Source organism: Marinilabilia salmonicolor (genome assembly GCF_003003035.1).
Classification (GTDB): domain Bacteria; phylum Bacteroidota; class Bacteroidia; order Bacteroidales; family Marinilabiliaceae; genus Marinilabilia; species Marinilabilia salmonicolor_A.
The window spans coordinates 156,522-177,860 of record NZ_PVTS01000009.1 but is presented as its reverse complement, the minus strand read 5'-3'; the positions used below and the strand labels follow the sequence as shown (position 1 = coordinate 177,860).

The following is a 21,339-nucleotide window of genomic DNA, read 5'->3' as shown; positions in this document are numbered from 1 at the left end:
TTTTAAATCATCCAGGGTTCTTCATTATATGGCGATTGGTTTTCCAATACAATATTTCCATCGCCATTATTTAATTTATCGTTAATCCATTTTCGCGGATTGTCAATGATGTATTGCGAAATGCGCATATATTCATTTTCATTGCGCACAATGTGTTCCCAATAATTTCGTTGCCACACACGACGATCAAAACGTGGGAATTTCCCGTTTTTCACCCCCCGAATATATTCATTCGTCGTCATCGTTTTAAACCATTGCACCACCGCCCGTAGGGGCGAACCTCCGTGTTCGCCCAAACCTCCGTGTTCGCCCAAACCTCCGTGTTCGCCCGTTTCCCCGACGATTTCAATAATGCAATGAAAATGGTTCGGCATAACCACCATGGCGTGGCATTTTATATCGGGGAATTTATTTTCCAATTCGTAATACCAATGGTTCACCATTTCCCCGGCATCGTTCAATATCAATTTGCCGTTTTGTATATCGCCAAACAAACATTCCCGGTTTTGCGTGCAAAGGGTGATAAAATATCTGCCCGGTTGTGAATAATCATATCCTTTTAACCGGATGGATTTGCGATTAGGGTAATTCGTTTTCATAATCTCATTTTTTTGTCAGTCGGGGCAGACCTACGTGTCTGCCCGTATTTTGCGGCGAACAACATAGGGGCGAACACACAGGTTCGCCCCTACGTTGTTCCCGTCGTTGTTCCCGTCGCCGTTCCCGCCATTGCCGGAAACGTCAACAACATATCCCGGTAATATTCATATTGCTTTTTTCGCAATGCGATCTCCTTGGGCAATCCTTCACTGATGGACGCCGTCAGGGTGTCGAATTTGTCCAGGATGGTCACAATGCGTTGTTGCTCTTCTGGTGAAGGTACCGGAATTACTACTTTGCTTAATCCTTTTGCATGAATTGCTGAAATTTTCCCGGAAGAGATATGTCTTCTTATTTGATCATGAAAATGTTTAGTCCTTGAAAAATAAGCGACATATTTAGGATTTAAAATACTTTTATATGAAAAGCAAGCATCATGAATAACAACCCCGTCATCTCCTAACCAGGCAGTTCCTCTACCAATATCTTCAATTGTTTCACCAGCGGCAACGATGACAACATCCCCTTTTTCGGCAATTCTTAGTTTTTTATTCTCAACTAGCTCTTTACTAACAAATGATTTAGTTTTATCCGCCCAAGTACCATAATGTGTGTACATTTCGCCATAATGAATACAAGGGATACCCTCTGAAATCATATCAGTTTTAACAAATCGTTTTCCCCTTTGGAATTCTCCTATTTCCCCCAACGTCTTCCACTCCACATTTTTCGTGCTTTTCGTGTCTTTCGTGGACTCAAAGCTCAAAAGCTCATCCCGATAATAAGCATACTGCTTTTTACGAGCGGTAAGCTCTGCGGTAAGCTCTGCGGTAAGCTCTGCGGTAAGCTCTGTAAAGGTATCGAGAATGCGTACGATCTCTTTTTGGATCGGGAGGGGCGGGATGGGGAGTTGTAAAGATCTAATGATATCTGCATTTAAATTGCTTACAGAGCCACTATTGATCTTACTAAGCCAATAGTTTTGGACATTGTCAGATAAAAGATAATGATATAAGTAATCAGGATTTAGCCTATTTGTAAAATGACTGATAGAAGCCCAACCATCGTGAATTGCCCCATTAATACCAAGGATGTAAGGTCGTCCAAAACTCATTGAGTTGGACATAATAAAATCGCCTTTTTTGAGAATTCTTGATTTTTTAGCACCCTCAGGGGTTATTTTTTGCTTAGTATTCTTAATATATTTGGAATCATTTGAAGTATCGCCTATTTTTATCCAAGGTACTCCATTTTTATCTTCAGTAATAAAATTTGAAATAGGGCGAGGAGAAGCACCTCTTTGTATAATAGCCACCTCCCCCAAGCTCTTCCACTCCACCTCAACCCCATCCAACAACCTCTCCATGAAGGCACTTTTTCGTGTTTTTTGTGTATTTAGTGGTTCACTCATCCTTCAATCTCCTTTACAATGGCATCAATATCGGTACGCAGCGCATCAATCTTACTCACCGTAGCTGCAATCTCTTCATTCAACGCTTCAATATCAATCACTTCACGGGTATCCTTCGCTTCCACATAAGCGCTCACAGAGAGGTTGTATTCGTTTTCGGCAATTTTGGCATTATCGACCTGACGGGCCACATGCGCCACATCTTCTTTGCCATCGAACAGGCCCATAATCCGCTCTATATGGGCATCGGTCAGCACATTATTGTTGGTGGCTTTTTGATAGAACTCTTCGCCACTGGCATCGATAAACTGTGTGGTGGTATCTTTCTTGCTTTTCGACAGCACCAGGATATTAACTGCTATAGAGGTCCCAAAAAAGAGGTTGGGCGGCAGAGAAATCACCGTCTCCACAAAATTGTTGTCCACCAGGTATTTCCTGATTTTCTGTTCGGCACCCCCACGGTAGAAGATCCCCGGGAAACAAACAATGGCCGCTCTTCCTTTGGCGGAGAGGTAACTCAGCGCATGAAGCACAAAGGCAAAGTCGGCCTTCGATTTGGGTGCCAGCACACCGGCCGGGGCAAACCGGTCGTCGTTGATCAGGGTGGGGTCATCACTGCCTATCCATTTTACAGAGTACGGAGGATTGGAAACAATGGCGTCAAAAGGTTTGTCATCCCACAATTGGGGTTCGGTTAGCGTATTGCCCAGCACAATATTAAACTTATCGTAATTGATGTTGTGCAAAAACATATTCATACGCGCCAGGTTGTAAGTGGTATGGTTGATCTCCTGACCAAAAAAACCTTCTTCTATAATATGGTTGTCAAAGTGTTTTTTAGCTTGCAGCAGCAGCGATCCCGACCCCGCCGCCGGATCATAAATCTTATTTACTGTTTTTTGTTTGTGCATGGCCAGCTGTGCAATGAGCTTTGATACATTTTGCGGAGTAAAAAACTCCCCGCCCGATTTACCTGCGTTGGCGGCATAATTGGAGATGAGGAATTCATAGGCATCCCCAAAGAGGTCAATCTGATTGTCTTCAAACTTCCCAAATTTCAGTCCCCCAACCCCCTTTAGCACGGCAGCAAGCCGACTGTTTTTGTTTTCAACGGTTCCCCCAAGCCGACTGCTCCTCGTATCAAAGTCGGCAAAAAGTCCCTTGATGTCGTGCTCCGACGGAAAGCCGTTGGCAGAATTTTCGATGGCCGTGAAGATTTCAGCCAAATCGGTGTTGAGGTTTTCATTGTTGTCGGCATTTTTGGCCACATTTTCAAAAAGCTGACTGGGATAGATAAAATAGCCCTTGGTTTTAATGGCATCCTCTTTAATCTCGGGTGTGATAACACTGTCATCAAGCGAAGCGTAATCGACACCCTCATCGCCACCCTCAATATAATTGGTAAAATTCTCACTTATATACCGATAAAAAAGGGTGCCCAACACAAAGTGTTTGAAGTCCCACCCATCTACAGAGCCACGCACATCGTTGGCTATCTTCCATATTTGATTTTGTAATGCTGCTCGTTGATTTGTACTTGTCATGCTTTATTTTATATCACTTAATTCAAATGTCTATATCTCGTGCAATGGTCGTGCTGCCCCTTGGGAAATAAAATACAATCAGCTCCCCTGCTTAGTGCCCGTCTATAAAGTCGGGAAAGTTTCCGGCTGAAGCTGATTCCCCGTCAGATGCAACAGTCTGAACCTGTTTTCTCTGTCCGGTTGTTCCGATATTTTTCACAAACAGGTGCTAATTTAAGCATTTGCGCGAACAATCCTTGGTCGAAACAATGGTAAATGTTTCAATATTTCGCCACACTATTTCTCAAGTTTGTATTTATCAGCAATAGTCCGTTAAACTTTTTCAAATACCTGTGTATTAAGTCTTTCATTTTAAGCGAAGGTTTTTATTAATAATCAGAAAATCAATGTTATACGATTTGTCTAACTTCTAACTTCTAAAAATCTAACAATCTATTGTATCAGAATTCCGAAGTAAAACAGCAACCGATATTTAATCCTGGCCAATCTTTTACCATATAGTTGCAATAAATCCAACCTTACACTTTCATCTCTTTTGGGCGTGCCCCTTCGGGTCGGGCTTTCCGCTCCAACTCCTCGGCCCCGGCAATCCTTAGCGGGTTGACAACTCCCCCAGGACGTGCGATTTCCATATCGCACGAGAACTTTCTAAGCACAAACCGGGGCCTCCGGGGTTTCCGCTGCAATCCCTCACGCAGCCTTCAGGCCGGCTCCCTTTTTTGCTCCTTTTTCCTCCAGGGGGCAAAAATCCCCACCCCTCAGGTCGGGTGGATTCCATGTTTAGGTCGGGCGAATTCCCTTTCGCCCTCAATACATTTAGCTCTTGTCCCTACATTATAACATGGCCCGCCACTTCGGGGCTCGCCCGGTCTTTTTGCCCCCTTCCCCGCATCCACCCGCAGTGGTTTCAGAGTGCCACATTTTTGAACCTCCCCGCATTGGCACATTGCCAGCCTTACTTACTCTTCGGGTATGAAGAATTCCTTTCTGCCAATTTCTACAAATCATAAAACCCCACTTTATCAGGCATCTACAATTTCCCTGCAACCCCAACCCAAAACTCAAAACTTCAAAACTCAGAACACATAACTCCCCAGTCCGCCAAAGAGCCACCCAACCCTTCTTCAAAAATGCGTCCCCCGCAACCACCCCCAAGCTATAAAAACATAACGCGTTCTTATAGGAACAGCCCCGCATCTCTATAAAGCAATAGGTTCTCTTAGGCATGGCGGATTCCAATCCGCCACTAAAACTATTCTCATCCCTCCTCCTCTCAAAATCTTTTATCGGCATAAGGCCTGTTTAATCAACTCATCCCCTAACCAACTCAATACTCTTAAACTTCCCCAAGCTGTCCTATAAGCCCATTATATTTTATAGCCACCATTCCTTCCCGCATTTAAGCAAAAAAGGGAGCCGGCCTGAAGGCCCCTTTTCCCCGCCACCCTTTAGCGGTGCGTCAAAAAGGGGGTTACCAGGCTTTCAACATCTCCTTGTGCCCCGGGCATTTGGCCCGGGCTTCCTGTCCGGTTTGCATTCCACTTTCGCTTCGCTCCACCTCCATGCTACCCGGCCATGTATCCCGTACCAATAGCCCTGGGCACCCCGCGGCAGCAGTGCTACAACCCCCAGCAACATTCATATCAGTTTTACATCTAAAACACACCTATCCAATAGTCCGCACAGCTGCTATTCCCCGCCCGGTTTCCTTTTCCCATCCACCCCCTTTTTGCCGCGTCATTATAAACCCCGAAAGGACCATCCACATGCGCAGTGGTTTTGTTTGTCATTCGTAAAATCCCAGTTCGTAAATCCACATTTCCCCGCCACCCCAAAAGCGGTGTGGGAAAGGTGTAATTCCCTTCAAACACCCCTTATGCCGGTGGCACTTGCCCCGTGCTCCCTGGCCGGTTTGCATTCCACCTGCGTTTCTCTCCGGCTTCATGCACCCTGGCCATGCATCCCGGGCCAAAAGCCCCGGCATCCCGCGACAGTAGTGCTCAATCCCCAACCTCATCAACGTATATCATTACCCCATCAACATACTTTTATTTGTTCGCACAACTGCCTTTTCTCTTCACGCATTTCACTTATCCGGATACACCTTTCCCACGTCATTATCGTCCCCGGGAAGGTACATTCGTTTATCTCCAACAGATTATTCAACATTGCAGGTTCTCTAACCTCAAAAGCTTTGAAAAAACAAAGACACCCATTTCTTTACCTGGCTAATCAAAATAGCCAAATATCAGATTGCGATATGAAAGCAAAAAACACGTTCAAAAAGAAAAAAAAGACTCGCAAAGTTAGGTCGGTATCCCGCAGCCCCCAGCCTTTGTCTGTCAAGGTCAAGCCCTTCGGGTTTTGCAAAAAACAAAAACCGTAAACCTCATCACTCCCTTTGCTTTGCAAAAACCTTGACAGACACCTATACCGCCCAATTCCACAGCTTTCTTTTTTCTCTTTTTCTTTTGTTCTTTTGATGATAACAGAAATAATTTACCTGTGAAAAGTATTAAAATCAAATCATTCCTATCTGTTTCTTTTGCTAATGGAAACCTTCTACATATTAGTACTCCCCAACAAAAAAGCCGCTCCCTCCTGGAAACGGCCCTGGCACGGTGGAGGCAAGGCCCCCTCCGCTAAATTATTTTTCTCTTTTCCACTATACGTCACATTTTCTTGGTTACTTTCTTGGTTACTTTCTTAGTTACTTACTTGGTTAATCACTCCCAAATAATTTCTGTTTATCTATATTACTGTCTGAAAACACAATCATTAATCATACATTCTAAAAATAAAGAATATGAATAATAAACTAGAATTTTATGATTATCCTATTGGTTTTCAACAACCTCCCAATGTCCTCCTTTGGCCGATCCTACACGTTTAAGTAAATTCTCACCCCTCAATTTTTTCAACTGATACTCAACACCTTTATCGGTTATTCCAATTTGCTCAGACAATTCATGGATAGTAATTTCTTTATTTCGCTTTATCAGAGTCAAAATTTTCTCCCTAGTTTTCTCCCTAGTTTTCTCCCTAGTTTTGACCTCTCTATTCTTTTCTCCTGCCTCCGTAAAAGTGGAATTGACAGAAACTCCAAACACACCCATTCGATCATAATCAAAAACAGGAGCAGGATTTCCATTTTCTTCCAACTCAAACTTAACCCGGGCTATTCCTCTATTAAATCTGTTTACATATCCAAGCACTTTCATTGCTTCTGCTATTACCGGGTTCCTATAATCATTGACATTTGGAAAATTCTCCGGTCGGGCATTTCCATATAGCCCTCCTGGATTTATCACTTCTATTCTTTGGGAATAATGATAAAATTTCACTGGAGCATTTGATTCATAATCCCTATGCATGATAGCGTTCATTAAAAGCTCTCGCAACGCCCATTTAGGATAATTCAACTGTTTACTTTCTTTCAAAGCTGATATGGCTACTGGTTTTTGTTGAATGATAACATACTCAATAAAAGTATCAAGCTCCTGCAATATATCTATTAAACTCCCAGTAAACTTTTTCTCATTTATAATTTCGGAAGCCTCAGTATCTCCATTAAACTGCACATACTGAATGTAGGCTCCGGGAATATGACGTTCGACCTCTTTCCCAAAAAGCAACATCCCGGCATTTGTTACGCTCGCATAATTGAAACTATAAAATCTTAAACTTGCAAGTTTTTCTTCTACACTCCTGTGGTCCTTTGACAAAGTTTCTTCATCTAATGCATTGGGAAGATAATTTTCGAGAAAGGTTTTTAGTTTTATTTCATCAACACCATTCCCTAATGAAGGACGAATATCATAAGTACTGACATTTGCTGTTCTCTTTTCTATTAAAAGACGCTCTTCCATCTCACTTGCAATGGCTTTCCGGGGTCCCACTCTTATCCAGGTTCTGCCTTTGTATCTTACAGGAGGAAATGGGGACGGTTGTATCTCCAAAACAATAACATCACCATCAGGAAAACTAAAAACTTGCGTGGACATTATGGGTTGCGGTAATATGTTCCCGTCTGATCGTAATCCTCCCAATGATTGGAGTAATTTATCAGTTGCCCTCAAGCCGCTAGGAGTGCCATCATCATGAACGCCTATGAGCAGATAACCATTTCTCAATGTTTTCCCAATATCATTCGAAAATGCACAGATTGCTTGTGAGAATTTATCAGTATCATTCTTTGATATAGTACGTTCTATCTGTTCTGATTCCATATCTCCAAGCAGCGCCTGAACTTTTTCTTTTGTCAATTCTACCTGATTCATAACTTTTCCTCAGAAAACCATATTAAACTTTGATGTAAGTCAAATCCCTCAAAGTTGCAAAAAATATCCATCATTTTCCAGGGACGGGTGATTTCCCAATCGCCCAATCTTAATCACCCCAATCCCCCCCATTTCTCTCACATTCCCCCAACTCCCTTGCAAACAGACACCCTCCTTGATAAATTGCCTCTAATCGATAAAACCTCAAATTATGGCAATTTTTGAAGATGCATTCAACAAAACCCTCATTCACGAAGGTGGATACGTCAATGACCCTGATGATCTTGGCGGGGAAACCTACAAAGGCATTGCCCGAAATATCCACCCCGACTGGACTGGCTGGAGAATCATCGACAGGTACAAACAATCGCCAGGTTTCCCGGATACTCTGGGTACTGATGTTCATCTCCCTGATGAGGTCAGACAATTCTACAAAAACAAATTCTGGAACAAGATAAAAGGCGATGCCATTCAAAACCAGTTGGTCGCAGATTCAATCTTCGACTTCTCAGTGAACTCCGGCATCAAAACCGGGATTTCAATTGCACAGAAAGTCCTCGATGTTGCCCCCGACGGAATCATTGGCCCCATTACCCTTAAGGCTCTAAACAATACCAATCCCGATCTGTTTCTGGCTTCCTATACCATCGCAAAAATTGCCAGATATGTCCACCTGGTCAAAATTAGACCGGCCAACCGTAAGTTCTTTTTCGGATGGATCCGCCGTGCTATTGGTGACATCTAAAAACTAAAATCATGAGCTTCATTGCCAACCTCTTCAATCCCAAAGCAGGAGAGACCATAGTCTCTTCTATTGGTAATGTCATCGACAACCTTACCACAACAAAATCAGAAAAACTTCAGCTGGAACTGGAACTCAAGAAAGCCGAATGGCAACATCAGCATGAAATGCAAAGCCTGCAGATTAAACAGGAAAGCAACATTCTAAAGGATAAGGATTCAGCACGAAACCGGGCAGCAAAAGTGCAGACAAGCCCATCCGCTACGCTGCTAAACAAAAACATCTCTGCTTACCTGGCCATCATTACCACCGTACTCTCTTTTGCTCTATTCTTTGTCATTCTCTTTTATCCCGATTCTCTCCCTCAAAAAGGCAAAGACATTATCATCTATATCCTGGGCGTTCTGAGTGCCATTATCACTCAGGTCTTCAGCTTCTACTTCGGTGCCTCCCTCAAACAGGAAGGATCAAACCTCTTCCACCCTGACTCACCAGCTCATTAGTTCATCAACTCATTAACTGAAAAAAAGCCCTCCGGTTTCCCGAAGAGCTTTTCATCTCAAACATCAAACAGTGTCAATTCATGAATGGGATTTAGGGTAAGTTGCAATTATTTTTTCTTCTGACAATGCAAAAAATCTGCGCATAGCTGGGCTCTGCAATGATTTTTTAAAGAAGTTAGAAGTAAAAAGAATAAAACTTGGTCCTGAAAACCATGCCTGATTTGACACTAACCCACCCGTTGGTGGCTATTTTATTCCTCCTCTCGGAGATGATTTTTCCTTTGGTCGGTTCAGCAAACGCTTAAGCAACAAAGAGACCAGGAAACTAACCGCAGCACCTATGGCAGAAAGCACAATCGTTCCCATCACATCTGCCAGGGAAATATTGGTAAAGATCCCTGTCAGTGTTCCTCCAACAAACCCTGCCTGCCGGCCACGTTCTATGTTTCCCGGGCTCATCATTATTCAACGGCAATTACGCGCAGGGCATTGGTCGAACCATTGTTGAGCTTATACAGCTCACCGTTCACTTCCTGCCAAAACAGGAGGCCAAGCATCACAACTCCAACACCACCTTCAACCGGCTCCACACTCCCGACGGTCAGAGTTTCTTCCAAGTGCTCCGACTCATCCAAAGAAAAAGGCTCCCCTTCAACGGTAGCAGCCGCCGATTCCAATCCGTTAAAATCAAAGAAACCGGCTACAGTCACAAATTGCGCATGAGTAGCTCCTTCAGGTTTCCGGATACTGGACGGATTGAAGGCGTCAATAAGCACCTCTGCAACACCTTCCGCAAGACTGGCTCCATAACCTTCGGTAAAGATATTCTTCAGGTTACTGTTGGCATTGAATTCAAAGCCCGTCAACAGTGCCACATCTCCAGCCATCACATTCCGCTCTCCACGAGCCGAGACCTCATCACTCTTCACAATCTTTGAGAATGCAGAAGACAAGCGTCCGCTCATTCCCCGGTCAGAAGTTAAGGTTAGCTGCTCGCGAAAAGCATCTCGCAACAATTTCCCGGCCTTGACGGCTCTCAAAAACTCCTGTCCGTTTTCCCGGGTACGCGCAAACCTCGGATCATTCTTGATGCGATCACCATCAATGCCCCCTTTAGTACGAGCCAGATATTTCCCGCCACTTTTGTAGAAAGTAAGGTCTCCTACTCTTCCTTTCAACTTCAAAAAACTTTCTTGTCTTGCCATAACATTTTAGGTTTTCAGGGAGATGGTTACCCCATACACCCTCGTTTATGAATCAAACCTATCACCGAAAACCCTTTTTTTCAAATCACCACAGGAAACCTGACTTTCAATGAGAAAACTGTCCTACAATGTCTCTTTTTTTATTATTTTTACTGGTACATATTTACAAACAGACAATACCACCTCAGTATAGATACGGTATATCTCAAGTATAGATAAAGTATTAAAACCTGACTTATTGTTAAATAAGTAACCCTATAGAAAATGAAGACCAAAAGAATTTGCATTTACGCCAAGGACATCCAGCGAATCACAGGCAAAAGCGAAAAAACCGGTTACCGCATCCTGGACAACATCCGTAAGCGCCTGGGGAAAGAACCCCATCAATTCGTAACCATCCAAGAATTTGCCGACTTCGCCGGCTTTGCGCCCGAAGAAGTAAAGGAGTACATCTACGACTAATCCCAGCCATTAAAATATCTCTCCATTTTTTTTGAATAATTTTGTATTAATGTGATACACAAATTCTCATTTTTCGTACTTTTATAATATGGTTCAGTTTGCACCAAAAACGCACGTTTCAGTTCAAAAAAAATGAGAACAAAACGGTGAGCTCATTGAAATGCTAAATTGTATATTACTAGAAATAAAGTCATTACAGGCACAGGGTGTCGTCCTGCTACCCCGACTTTTCAGGAATCACCTGAAAACAAAAGCCTGTAAATCGTTTGATTTACAGGCTTTTTTGTTTTTTATGATTCAGTTCAATTTAGTTAATACCAGAAACGGTTTGGAGGAATCTGCAATATTGTGTTGTTCAAATCATTAATCGGGAAACTGGAGAAATCATCCCGGTTGAGGTTTTTGTAACCATATTGCCCAAGAGCCAATATACTTATGTAGAGGCTTGCCTGAGCCATAAACGGGAATATTTAATAGGCTGCATGGCAAATGCCTGCCCTTACAGGGCGCAAGAATCAAACCTGATTTTTTCCCGTGACGATGCCACCTGCTTTTTTAGTTGGGCTTGCAGCCCGGTTTCCCCCACTCCCCGCTTCCGCACAAAAGGTTCATCATCCCTTGTTTGCTGACAAGAAAACAATTTAACACTTCATTTCTCCCCTTCAACACGGATATTTTCCCCTTCCACTTAAAATAAGCGATCTCCTTTTTCTCTGTTTCTATTTTTGCAAAAAAACAGATGAAGAACAACATCTTAATGAAAAAGAAAATGAGAACAGTACTATTATCCCTGACCATTATTGGTCTTACTATTTTAAGCATTGGATGCTCGAACACTACAGAAGAGCAAAAAAAGGAAATGCGGTATGTGAAGATAGCGAAGGTAAGCCCCCCCTCGTCTGCTAATGAACGGTCATTTAATGCCACTATTGAAGAGAATCACCAGTCCTCTGTGGCCTTCAGGGTAGGGGGACAAGTGGAGCACCTCTATTACTCGGAAGGGGACTACGTAAAGAAAGGTCAGATATTGGCAGTCCTGGACAAGCGGGATTTCAAAACCAGGTTGCTAGCTGCCGATGCCCAATACAAGCAGACTAAGAACGAATTTGAAAGATATTCACAACTGTATGAGCAGGGCAAATTCCCGAAGAATTCCCTGGACAAGCTGGAAGCCGGATTCCTGGCTGCCAAAAGCAACTGGGAAAGTGCCGCCAATGCCCTGACCGACACGGAACTGAAAGCCCCCTTTTCTGGTTACATACATCAAAAGCTCATCGACAATCATGAAACGGTTGCCCCGGGAGAACCCGCCTTGATAATCATTGATACCAATACACTGGAAGTGAACTTCTCTGTGGCTGAATCCATCATCAATCAGTTACATGAAGGACAGCAAGCCATGGTGAGCATCAACCACCATGTAGCACAACGCTATCCGGCAACCATCAAATCGGTGGCCCAAAAAGCCGGAGACGACGGATTGTTCAATGTACGATTAAGAATGCAAAATCCGGATCCCCGCACTGTTAAGCCAGGCATGACCGCCAGAGCATTCATCCACAAAACAGAGGAAGGCAACTCAACCATGGTATCCGTTCCTGCCGAAGCCCTCTTTTTCAAGGACGGAAAAGCCAATGTGTGGATCTACAACCAACAGAACCAAACAGTTGCTGTGCGCCCTGTGTCAACAGGTGAAGTCATTGAAAACGGACACATACAAATCGTCAATGGCATACAGGAGAAAGAGCTGATTGTTGTAGCAGGAGTTCACTCCCTGATGGAGGGGCAGCAGGTTAAACCACTTTCACAGAATCTCTCACTTTAAAAGCCAGTTACCGATGTTAGAGAAAATACTTGAAAAGAAATCACTACTCATCACCTTTTTCACCATCCTGGTAATTGGAGGTATTAGCTCATTCTCAAGTCTCAGCAAACTCGAAGACCCTGAGATCCCTGTAAAGGCTGCCGTGGTCATAACACCTTATCCGGGGGCATCTGCCGAAGAAGTAGATCTGGAAATCACCAGCCTTTTGGAAGAAGCTATTCAGAAGCTGGAAAATATCGACTATATAGAATCACGCTCCCTACCGGGGATGTCACAAATCACAGTTACGCTGGAAGGAAAAGTAACCACTGCGGAACTTCCACAGATCTGGGATCATCTCCGAAGAAAAGTGAACGATGCTAGTTCCGGACTGCCTGCCGGAGCAGGAACCCCTGTGGTCAACGATGATTTCGGCGATGTATATGGCATCTTTTTGGCCGTTAGCAGCGATGGCTATTCCTACGAAGAGCTGGACAATTATACCGATTTCCTCAGAAAAGAATTACTGCAGGTAAAAGGCGTGAAACGAATTGAAGTGGTAGGTGAGCAAAAAGAGGTGGTAAACATCTCCTTCTCAGCGGAAGAATTCGCACATCTGGGCATCAACCCCATGTCAATTGCTCAAACAATCAACGACGAGGCTAAAGTGACAGATGCCGGAAGCCTGGTGTCGGGAACAGAGCGATTGCGAATAAATGTGGGAACCAAGCTACGCTCCCTGGCAGAGGTGGAAGACCTGAATATTTACACCAATGATGGCAGAAGCTTCCGTCTGGGAGACATCGCCACTATTTCGAAAGACTTCTACCACCCCAGACAAAGTGGTTTATCATTTAACTCAAGACCTGCACTGGGGCTCGCCATCTCTATGGAATCGGGCGACAACATCATCAAGCTGGGAGAGCGGGTAGATTTGCGCCTGACAGAACTAACCCCGGAAATACCTGTGGGCATCGAAGTTCATAAGATCTACGACCAACCATCAAAGGTACAGGATGCAATAGGCGATTTCACCATCAACTTGGTTGAATCCGTAGCCATTGTCATTATTGTCATTCTGATAGCAATGGGGTTTCGAGCTGGACTCCTTATCGCCAGTAGCTTAATTTTCACCATTTTAAGCACCTTTATCATTATGGGATTCCTCAACATGAATCTCGATAAAGTTTCGTTGGCAGCCATTATTATTGCCATGGGAATGTTGGTGGATAATGCCATTGTCGTGGTAGATGGAATTCTTTCAGACATGCAAAAAGGCATCAAACGTCGAAAAGCGTTTGTCCTGGCAGCCAAACAAAATGCCTTCCCCCTCCTGGGAGCCACCATAATAGCCATTCTGGCATTTATGCCACTGGCATTTAACACCACTGCAGCCGGAGAATTTATGAAACCACTCTTTTTTGTGTTGGCCATTTCGCTTACCATGAGCTGGATTCTGGCGATGATTCAAGCCCCCTTCATGGCTTCCCTCTTTTACAAAAAGGGAAAAGTAAAGAAGAACAAAGGACAGGAGGCAGACGAGATCTATTCCGGAGGGTTTTATCGGTATTTCCGGAAAACAATACGATTTGCCCTGTGGCACAAGTCACTGGTAGCCATTGCAACAATACTCATTCTGTTCCTCTCTTTTTGGGCATTTCGCTTTATCAACAAAGACTTTTTCCCGGTATCCAAATACAATCAGTTTATGGTAGAATACAGTCTGCCCGATGGCAGTGACATCTACCAGGTGGAAAAAGATCTGCAGTCGATACAAAATGCCCTGCTTCAATGGGAAGAGGTGACCAAAGTAACCACAGCTCTGGGGAGTTCGCCGGTACGCTATACCCTTTCAAGGCCCATGAACAGCTTTAATCCTGGCTATGGAGAGTTAATTGTTGAAACAAATAATTTCGAAGAAACAATAAACATCATGCCCCGTATAGAGGCTGAGTTTCAAAAAAAGTACCCCAATGCCACCATTCGTTGCAGACAATACTCATCCATCGGGGGTGACTATAAAATCCAGGCCATGTTTTCGGGTCCCGATCCGGAAATTCTCAGAAGTCTGGCCGACCAGGCCAAAAAGATCATGAACGACGAATCCACTGCAATATTTGTAAACGATAACTGGGGCAACAAAGTTAAAAACCTGGCTCCTGTTTATGCACCCGAAAAGGCCAGACCACTCAACATCAGCCGTAGTTCGATGGCTTCGACACTGGCCATTGCCTCCGAAGGAATGCCGGTGGGAGCCTTCTATGAAAGTGACACACAACTCCCAATAATGTTGAAGATGGAACCATCGCTGGCCGACAATCCGGAAAATATTGGTTCAGTTCCAGTCTGGGGCAACTACTCGCAAAGCAGCATTCCCCTGCAACAGATTACCGACTCCACGAACATAAACGGAAGCAATTACCTGATATGCAGATACGACGGCATCAGATCCATCAAAGCTCAGTGCGATCCCTTAAGGGGACTGACTGCCCCTCAGGTAATGGAAAAAATAAAACCCGCTGTTGAGGCCATTCAACTCCCCGAAGGCTATTCTCTCGAGTGGCACGGTGAGCTGAAAGACAATAAAACAGCCAACCAGGCACTTATGGAAAACCTGCCGCTGGCCCTGTTGCTGATGGTACTTATCACCATTGCCCTGTTCAACAACTTCCGCCAACCCAGCCTCATCTTCCTCATTGTGCCACTGGCATTCATCGGCATTATTGCCGGATTTCTGATTACACGTCTCAATTTCGGATTTGTGGCCATTATTGGGGGGCTGGGTCTCATCGGTATGATGATTAAAAACACCGTGGTGCTGCTTGATCAGATCAACATTGACATCAACAGCGGAAAGGACAGGCTGGAAGCCGTTATAGGAGCCACTGTATCCAGAGTACGTCCGGTCACCATGGCATCCCTAACCACCATTCTGGGAATGTTTCCGCTACTGTTTGACGAAATGTTTCAGGGAATGGCGGTGTCAATAATGTTCGGACTGCTCTTTGGAACCATCATTACTTTAATTATTGTTCCGGTTCTCTATTCCGTTTTTTACAAAGTGGACACCAGAACAATTGCCCATCACGATGATTTACAGAATAATTCAAACTAATACTATGTTGAAAAAATCACTATATCTCACGCTCTTCACATTTTTCCCCATTGCGGCAATGACCCAGACCCCTGTCACTCTTCAGGAGTGCCGCCAGGAGGCCCTATCTGCAAATAAAAAAGTGCAAACCTCCATCTTACAGGTTCAAAAAGCCGAGGCTGCAAAAAGAGAAGCACAAACCGCTTATTTCCCGGCCATAAACGGAAGCGCCAATGCCATATTCATTCCTGACCTGGAAGAGTTGAAGCAACTGGGCATCGACAAAGACAACCTGCAGGTTTATCAGGCACAGTTATCGGCTCAGCAGCCCATTTATGCAGGAGGTAAAGTCAGATTGGCCAATCAGATGGCCAAACAAGGCGTAGAGATTGCAGAAAAAGCAAAAGAACAACAACAGGCAGAAATAATTCTGGAAACAGATGAAGCCTACTGGCAGCTGGTCGCTATGCAGGAACAACAAAAAGTGGTGAACAGATTTACCGAAGCCCTGGATTCCCTGGAAGAACAACTTCAGGCTTCTTACGACCTGGGGCTGGCTCCCCGGAGTGAATTGCTGAAAGTAACCGTCCAAAAAAATGAAGCTGAGATGACGGCCCTGGAAGTCACCAATGCCGTACGCCTGCTACAAATGAACCTGGCACAAATCATAGGAAGACCCGTGAATGAGCAACTACTGGCTGTCACAAATCCCGGAATGAACAGCAAAAAGAATACCTTCCCTGCGAGCAACGAAACAGCTGAAAGCAATATACAACGACCGGAAATCAATATTCTGGAACGCCAGGCACAAATAGAAAACCTGCAAAAAAAATTAACCCGGGCAGCGTACCTGCCACAATTGGGTGCTCAGGTAAGCTATGGGTACTCCGAAGTGCCCGACATTGCCGAGGGTTCCTGGAACATGAATGCCATGGCCCAGCTGTCGGTTCCGGTTTTTCACTGGCGCGAGAAAAAACACAAAATGCAACAGGCGGAGATTAATGAACAAATGGCTATATTAGAACTTGAAAACAGCCGGGAATTAGTAACACTGGAAATCAGCCAGGCCCGCCTGAAACTGGAAGAAGGTCTGGAGAGAATACAGCTGGCCCGCAAATCACTGGAAGAAGCTTCCGAAACATTATCGGAGGTGGAAGTCAGTTACAATGCAGGATTGAATACCATCACCGATCTACTGAATGCCCGTGTGGCACATCAGCGCTCGGAAGCATCACTGGTAAAGTCCCTTTCCGATTACGAAGTTCTGAGAACAAAATGGCTCAAGGCCATTGGACAACTCAACACCGGTCAACAAGCACAGCAAAACAATGAGGAATTTTAAACCATTGCATCAGTATTGGTCCGAAAACGGACAAATACCACACAAAATAGGATTCTTAAAGCGTTTTATAGCAGAGATCATTACCTCTCTGCTATTCCTCTTTACAATAACCATAGTTGTAAAAGAGGAATCCCTGCAAACGATGCAATTCAAAGCTGTTTTGTTTTTTGTTTCCTTCATTGTGTTTCTCAGCGAAGGAATTTTTGTCTTTGATGCGCTGGTTGGCAAAAGATACCCCTGGCATGAGGCCCTTTTAAAAAGGGTTATCGCACTGCTGATTTTCGCCCCGTTCTGGCTGGTAATAACAGGAATAACAGGAAATTGGGTGCGCCCCTTCTTTATTCCGGATGAAAGCATGAGAGATCCGGATTCCTTTGCTTTGGGCATCACCATTCTGGTTCTCTTTGTTACCATCTTTGTGGCAGCGTTGGTGGCAAACAACTACCACAATTCCCTCAAATATTTTATTCTGGAAAATGAAAAGTTGCGACAGGAGAAGCTGAGACTGGATTATTTTGCCCTGCAGGATCAGTTGAACCCCCATTTTTTGTTCAATAACCTGAGCACACTGATGGCAATCATACCGGAAAACCCGGACAAAGCTCTCATATTCATCGAAAAATTTACGGATGTTTACCGATATGTACTAAAAAATACAAATTCGCGGCTGACACTACTGGAGGAGGAGCTGGAATTCATCCGCGCCTACATCACGCTCCATAAGGAACGACTGGCTGAAGGATTTATTTGCAACATTGAGGTAGAAAAGGATGCACTGAATAAACTTTTACCACCGCTGAGTTTACAGTACCTGGTCGAAAATGCTATCAAACACAATCTGGCTACCGAAAGCCGGCCCTTAAAACTGGATATCTACACAAAAAACAACCGATTGACCGTCTCCAATAACTATCAACCAAGAAACTCAACCTATTCCACCAATACCGGTTTATCGAACCTCAAGAAAAGATATCAATACTTAGGATTGAAAGGCAGTGTGGAAGTCCTCAATACCAATGAAACATTCAGCGTCTCTATCCCATTAATTCAAAAAAGCGATCATCATGAACTATAAAGCACTCATTGTAGAAGACGAGCCCCTGTTGTCCAGGGCGCTGAGGAAACAGATAGAACACCTGCGTCCAGACATCATAATTGATGATGAATTAAGGACAGTAGAGGATACCGTGAAATGGCTAAAAAGCAACCCCGAGCCGGCACTCATCTTTATGGACATCCAACTGGCCGATGGCATCTGTTTTTCCATTTTCGACCAGGCTGATGCTTCCAACAAAGCCATTGTTTTCACCACTGCTTACAACGAGTATGCCATCGAAGCATTTGATATCAACAGCGTTGCCTATCTGCTGAAACCCATCAAAACAGACGATCTGAAAAAGGTATTTGCCAAGTTGGATAAAGTGTCCCTGACAATCGATCAGCAGATTGCATCATCTAAACTGATCGATTATTCAAGACTGGCAGAGGAAGTTACCCGCCATCAAAACAGATTCCGGAAACGATTCCTGGTTGCCAAGGCAGATGCCTACAAAAAAATTCCCGTGGAAGATATTGCATTCTTTATGGTGGAAGACAAAATAACCTTGGCAGTTACCTTCAAAAACCGGCAGCACATTATCGACTGGACGCTTTCTGACCTCGAAGAGGAATTAAATCCCGATGAGTTTCTGCGCATGAACAGGCAGTTTATTATCAACCTGAATGCCATCGACAGGGTGGAAAACTACTTCAATAGCAAACTAATCATTAAACTCATTCCCGGATTGGAAACACCTGAGCGAATAGTGGTAAGCAGGGACAAAGCATCCATCGTTAAAAAATGGCTCGACCGATAAGAGCTTTCCACTTAACCCCCCGAAATTGAACCTTCAATTTCTCATTTTGCAGGTTCATTGTATTTCACAGGCAGGACTCTTCACAGCATTCTACCTTTGCGCTTCGGTTTATGGATTTGTTGCATAAATCGTATGAATATTTCAACCGAAGCCTGATGATTCATGAGCTTTTGTCAGAAGATCATTTCTCAGACAAAGACAATCATGTAGGTTAAATCTGCCAAAGAAACGCTGTGAAGTTACAAAACTCAACATACCGCACCACACTCATTGCAGGGACAGGCATTTTAACCATCCTGGCACTCTGGTTGATCCCTCATCTGAGTATTAATCCGTCATTCGACAAATACATACCCGAAAACATAAATAATCGCACTTTTCTGAACAAACTGGACAGCATTTTCGGAGGCAATGAAAAGCTCCTGTTGATTCAATACAACGAAGAAGGCGTTTTTAACCCCCGTAGTTTTACCAGAACTATCCGGCTTACAGAACAGCTGCAAAACATTGATGGTATAGAGCACACTTTCTCCTTAAAGGATGTCATCGGGTTTCGGGAAGAAGATGGTTTCACAGAGATTTACCCTCTTCTTTCACACATTCCGGATAAGCCGTCAGAACTGAAATTACTGAAACAGAAGATTGCCAAAAATCCGTTGGCCGGACATCTTATAAGTAATGATTTCACCACCTCCGCCATTATTCTTACCAAATCAGAGTACAGCGACGACCGAACCATCATTGCTGAAATCAACCGCATAATTGGAGAAATTCCCGGTAAGGACGAAATCCACATTGGCGGACTGGCTTACATAAGAAATTCTGTTAAATCCTACATCAAAAAAGATCTTATAACCTTACTCCCCGCAGCTCTGATTGTGATGATTGTTATGCTCTTTCTTTTTTTCAGAGAGTGGAAAGGCGTTCTGTTACCCTTTCTGGTGGTCCTGCTTTCCATTGTGTTAACATTTGGTCTCATGGCCCTTTTTTCGTGGGAAATATCGCTGGTTTCGGTACTTCTGCCCATCATGTTGATAGCCATCGCCAACGATTATGGCATTCACCTCATCAACTTATATCAGGAAGAATCCGGTAAAAATCAAGAGATCCCCCCTTCCGCCATTCCGCAAAAAATTTTCCGTGAACTCAAACGCCCCATCACCATCACAGGCCTTACAACAATTGGAGGTATGCTGGGGCTGCTCTCACATCAAATGGCTCCGGCTGCTCAGTTGGGTGTTCTTGCTTCGGCAGGCATTGGCATTGCACTGGTGTTGAGTCTTTACCTAATCCCGGTTCTACTCACATTCTATACAAAAGCCCCCAAAACACCGGTCATTAAAAGAAGCACCACCGGCTTCTTAAACAAAAGCCTACATCTTTTGGCACGTGGAGTCAATAAGCATCCAAAAACCATCGTTGGTTCCTTTCTGGTGATTTCTTTCATCAGTATCGGGGGCCTTTTTCTCCTTAAGGTAGACACCAATGTAGAAGAATATTTTACCGGCGACTCAAACGTTGGCACCGGCATAAAACTAACCAATAAGAAACTAGGAGGTTCACAATATATTTCTTTACTCTTTTCCGGCGATATCCTCGAACCCGAAGTACTCCGGCGAATTGATCAATATACCGCTCAAATAGCACTATTGCCTCAGGCAGGTAACATCATTTCTCCTGTTACACTTTTTAGAGAGCTGAGCAAAGGATTATACTCTGAAGATGAATCCGAATTTGACAATCTGCCCCAAACCCGGCCCGAAGCAGCCCAATATCTCGAAATCGCATCTATGGCTGGTTTCGACAAACAGATAGCACAACTGATAGACCTGAATCGCAAGAATGCCAGAATACTCGTTAGCCTTACGGATGGCAGTAACGAAACCGGGAAAAAACTCCTCAATGAACTTTACAATATTGCCGGAAAAGACCCTTTGCTGAAAGGAATTGCCGGACCGGGATTGTCCAAAATTCAAATTGCAGACATGGTTATCCGCGGACAGATCACATCGCTCATACTGGCATTTTTTATCATCATCATTCTATTATCCATCATATTCAAATCAATAGTTGCTGGAATACACGGAAGTTTACCGCTTCTTTTCTCTACCCTCCTGCTGTTTGGACTGATGGGTTTTTTCGGAATACCATTGGATATTGTAACTGCTTTGCTCTCCTCTGTCATGATTGGTGTGGGAATCGATTACACCATCCACTTCCTTTGGAGATACAAGGCAGAATTTGCAGCACAGGGCAGCATAGTAAAAGCCATTTCAACAACACTATCGACAACAGGAAGAGGCATTATATTCAATGCATTATCAGTAATCATTGGCTTTGCCGTTCTGGCATTCTCAGGTTTTGCACCCCTCCGTTTTTTCGGACTCCTGGTAGTCATTTCAATCTTTTCCTGTCTGATTTGTGCATTATTACTTGTACCTGCTATTGTCACCTTAACCAAACCGAAATTTCTGGAACCAGACCAAAATAATTAAT

Annotated in this window: 18 protein-coding genes; 9 read left to right on the top strand and 9 right to left on the bottom strand. The window is 43.9% G+C overall.

What is annotated here, in order from left to right; genetic code table 11:
• Window positions 1-2: 2 nt before the first annotated feature.
• The 6 genes from BY457_RS11060 to BY457_RS11035 all read right to left on the bottom strand — a co-directional run bounded on the left by BY457_RS11060 (window position 3) and on the right by BY457_RS11035 (window position 7,835).
• Complete coding sequence (locus BY457_RS11060) at window positions 3-599, bottom strand: transposase (protein ID WP_219885158.1); 597 nt, start codon at window positions 597-599, stop codon at window positions 3-5.
• A gap of 89 nt (window positions 600-688) precedes the next feature.
• Window positions 689-2,011, bottom strand: coding sequence for a restriction endonuclease subunit S (locus BY457_RS11055; RefSeq protein ID WP_219885157.1), 1,323 nt, complete (start codon window positions 2,009-2,011; stop codon window positions 689-691).
• Window positions 2,008-3,555 (bottom strand): type I restriction-modification system subunit M, encoded by a 1,548-nt coding sequence (locus BY457_RS11050; protein WP_106153391.1) that lies wholly within the window; start codon window positions 3,553-3,555, stop codon window positions 2,008-2,010. Before BY457_RS11050 ends, BY457_RS11055 begins: the two co-directional genes overlap by 4 nt.
• Window positions 3,556-5,026: 1,471 nt before the next feature.
• Complete coding sequence (locus BY457_RS19020) at window positions 5,027-5,197, bottom strand: hypothetical protein (RefSeq protein ID WP_181256459.1); 171 nt, start codon at window positions 5,195-5,197, stop codon at window positions 5,027-5,029.
• Between the two features lie 144 nt (window positions 5,198-5,341).
• On the bottom strand, window positions 5,342-5,572 hold the full coding sequence (locus BY457_RS11040) for a hypothetical protein (RefSeq protein WP_106153389.1): 231 nt from the start codon (window positions 5,570-5,572) through the stop codon (window positions 5,342-5,344).
• A gap of 820 nt (window positions 5,573-6,392) precedes the next feature.
• On the bottom strand, window positions 6,393-7,835 hold the full coding sequence (locus BY457_RS11035; RefSeq protein ID WP_106153388.1) for an RNA-binding domain-containing protein: 1,443 nt from the start codon (window positions 7,833-7,835) through the stop codon (window positions 6,393-6,395).
• Window positions 7,836-8,046: 211 nt separating this feature from the next.
• Between BY457_RS11035 and BY457_RS11030 the strand changes: the two genes are divergently transcribed.
• Both BY457_RS11030 and BY457_RS11025 read left to right on the top strand, forming a co-directional pair.
• A complete protein-coding gene (locus BY457_RS11030) occupies window positions 8,047-8,580 on the top strand; it encodes a glycoside hydrolase family 108 protein (protein WP_106153387.1) in 534 nt (177 codons plus the stop codon).
• 11 nt (window positions 8,581-8,591) lie between these two features.
• Entirely contained in the window at window positions 8,592-9,080 is a 489-nt protein-coding gene (locus BY457_RS11025; RefSeq protein WP_106153386.1) for a hypothetical protein, read from the top strand.
• A 246-nt stretch (window positions 9,081-9,326) separates the two neighbouring features.
• Here BY457_RS11025 and BY457_RS11020 read toward each other — a convergent pair whose 3' ends face one another.
• Both BY457_RS11020 and BY457_RS11015 read right to left on the bottom strand, forming a co-directional pair.
• On the bottom strand, window positions 9,327-9,542 hold the full coding sequence (locus BY457_RS11020; RefSeq protein ID WP_258176698.1) for a hypothetical protein: 216 nt from the start codon (window positions 9,540-9,542) through the stop codon (window positions 9,327-9,329).
• Complete coding sequence (locus tag BY457_RS11015) at window positions 9,542-10,285, bottom strand: hypothetical protein (protein ID WP_106153384.1); 744 nt, start codon at window positions 10,283-10,285, stop codon at window positions 9,542-9,544. The genes BY457_RS11020 and BY457_RS11015 overlap by 1 nt, the downstream gene beginning before the upstream one ends.
• A 264-nt stretch (window positions 10,286-10,549) precedes the next feature.
• On the opposite strand from BY457_RS11015, the gene BY457_RS11010 reads away from it, so the two are divergent.
• On the top strand, window positions 10,550-10,747 hold the full coding sequence (locus BY457_RS11010) for a hypothetical protein (RefSeq protein ID WP_106153383.1): 198 nt from the start codon (window positions 10,550-10,552) through the stop codon (window positions 10,745-10,747).
• A 311-nt stretch (window positions 10,748-11,058) separates the two neighbouring features.
• On the opposite strand, the gene BY457_RS19015 is transcribed toward BY457_RS11010, so the two are convergent.
• A complete protein-coding gene (locus tag BY457_RS19015; protein ID WP_181256458.1) occupies window positions 11,059-11,205 on the bottom strand; it encodes a hypothetical protein in 147 nt (48 codons plus the stop codon).
• A 311-nt stretch (window positions 11,206-11,516) separates the two neighbouring features.
• Here BY457_RS19015 and BY457_RS11000 point away from each other — a divergent pair, with 311 nt between their 5' ends.
• The 6 genes from BY457_RS11000 to BY457_RS10975 all read left to right on the top strand — a co-directional run bounded on the left by BY457_RS11000 (window position 11,517) and on the right by BY457_RS10975 (window position 21,338).
• Window positions 11,517-12,572 (top strand): efflux RND transporter periplasmic adaptor subunit, encoded by a 1,056-nt coding sequence (locus tag BY457_RS11000; protein WP_106153414.1) that lies wholly within the window; start codon window positions 11,517-11,519, stop codon window positions 12,570-12,572.
• 13 nt (window positions 12,573-12,585) lie between these two features.
• Window positions 12,586-15,666 (top strand): efflux RND transporter permease subunit, encoded by a 3,081-nt coding sequence (locus tag BY457_RS10995; protein WP_106153381.1) that lies wholly within the window; start codon window positions 12,586-12,588, stop codon window positions 15,664-15,666.
• 4 nt (window positions 15,667-15,670) lie between these two features.
• Window positions 15,671-16,987 (top strand): TolC family protein, encoded by a 1,317-nt coding sequence (locus tag BY457_RS10990; RefSeq protein ID WP_258176697.1) that lies wholly within the window; start codon window positions 15,671-15,673, stop codon window positions 16,985-16,987.
• The gene (locus tag BY457_RS10985; RefSeq protein WP_106153379.1) at window positions 16,974-18,062 is read left to right on the top strand and encodes a sensor histidine kinase; all 1,089 of its coding nucleotides are present in this window, start codon (window positions 16,974-16,976) and stop codon (window positions 18,060-18,062) included. Before BY457_RS10990 ends, BY457_RS10985 begins: the two co-directional genes overlap by 14 nt.
• Window positions 18,052-18,843, top strand: coding sequence for a LytR/AlgR family response regulator transcription factor (locus BY457_RS10980; RefSeq protein ID WP_106153378.1), 792 nt, complete (start codon window positions 18,052-18,054; stop codon window positions 18,841-18,843). The genes BY457_RS10985 and BY457_RS10980 overlap by 11 nt, the downstream gene beginning before the upstream one ends.
• A gap of 233 nt (window positions 18,844-19,076) precedes the next feature.
• Window positions 19,077-21,338: an efflux RND transporter permease subunit gene (locus BY457_RS10975; RefSeq protein WP_106153377.1), complete on the top strand. Its 2,262-nt coding sequence runs from the start codon at window positions 19,077-19,079 to the stop codon at window positions 21,336-21,338.
• Window position 21,339 lies beyond the last annotated feature (1 nt).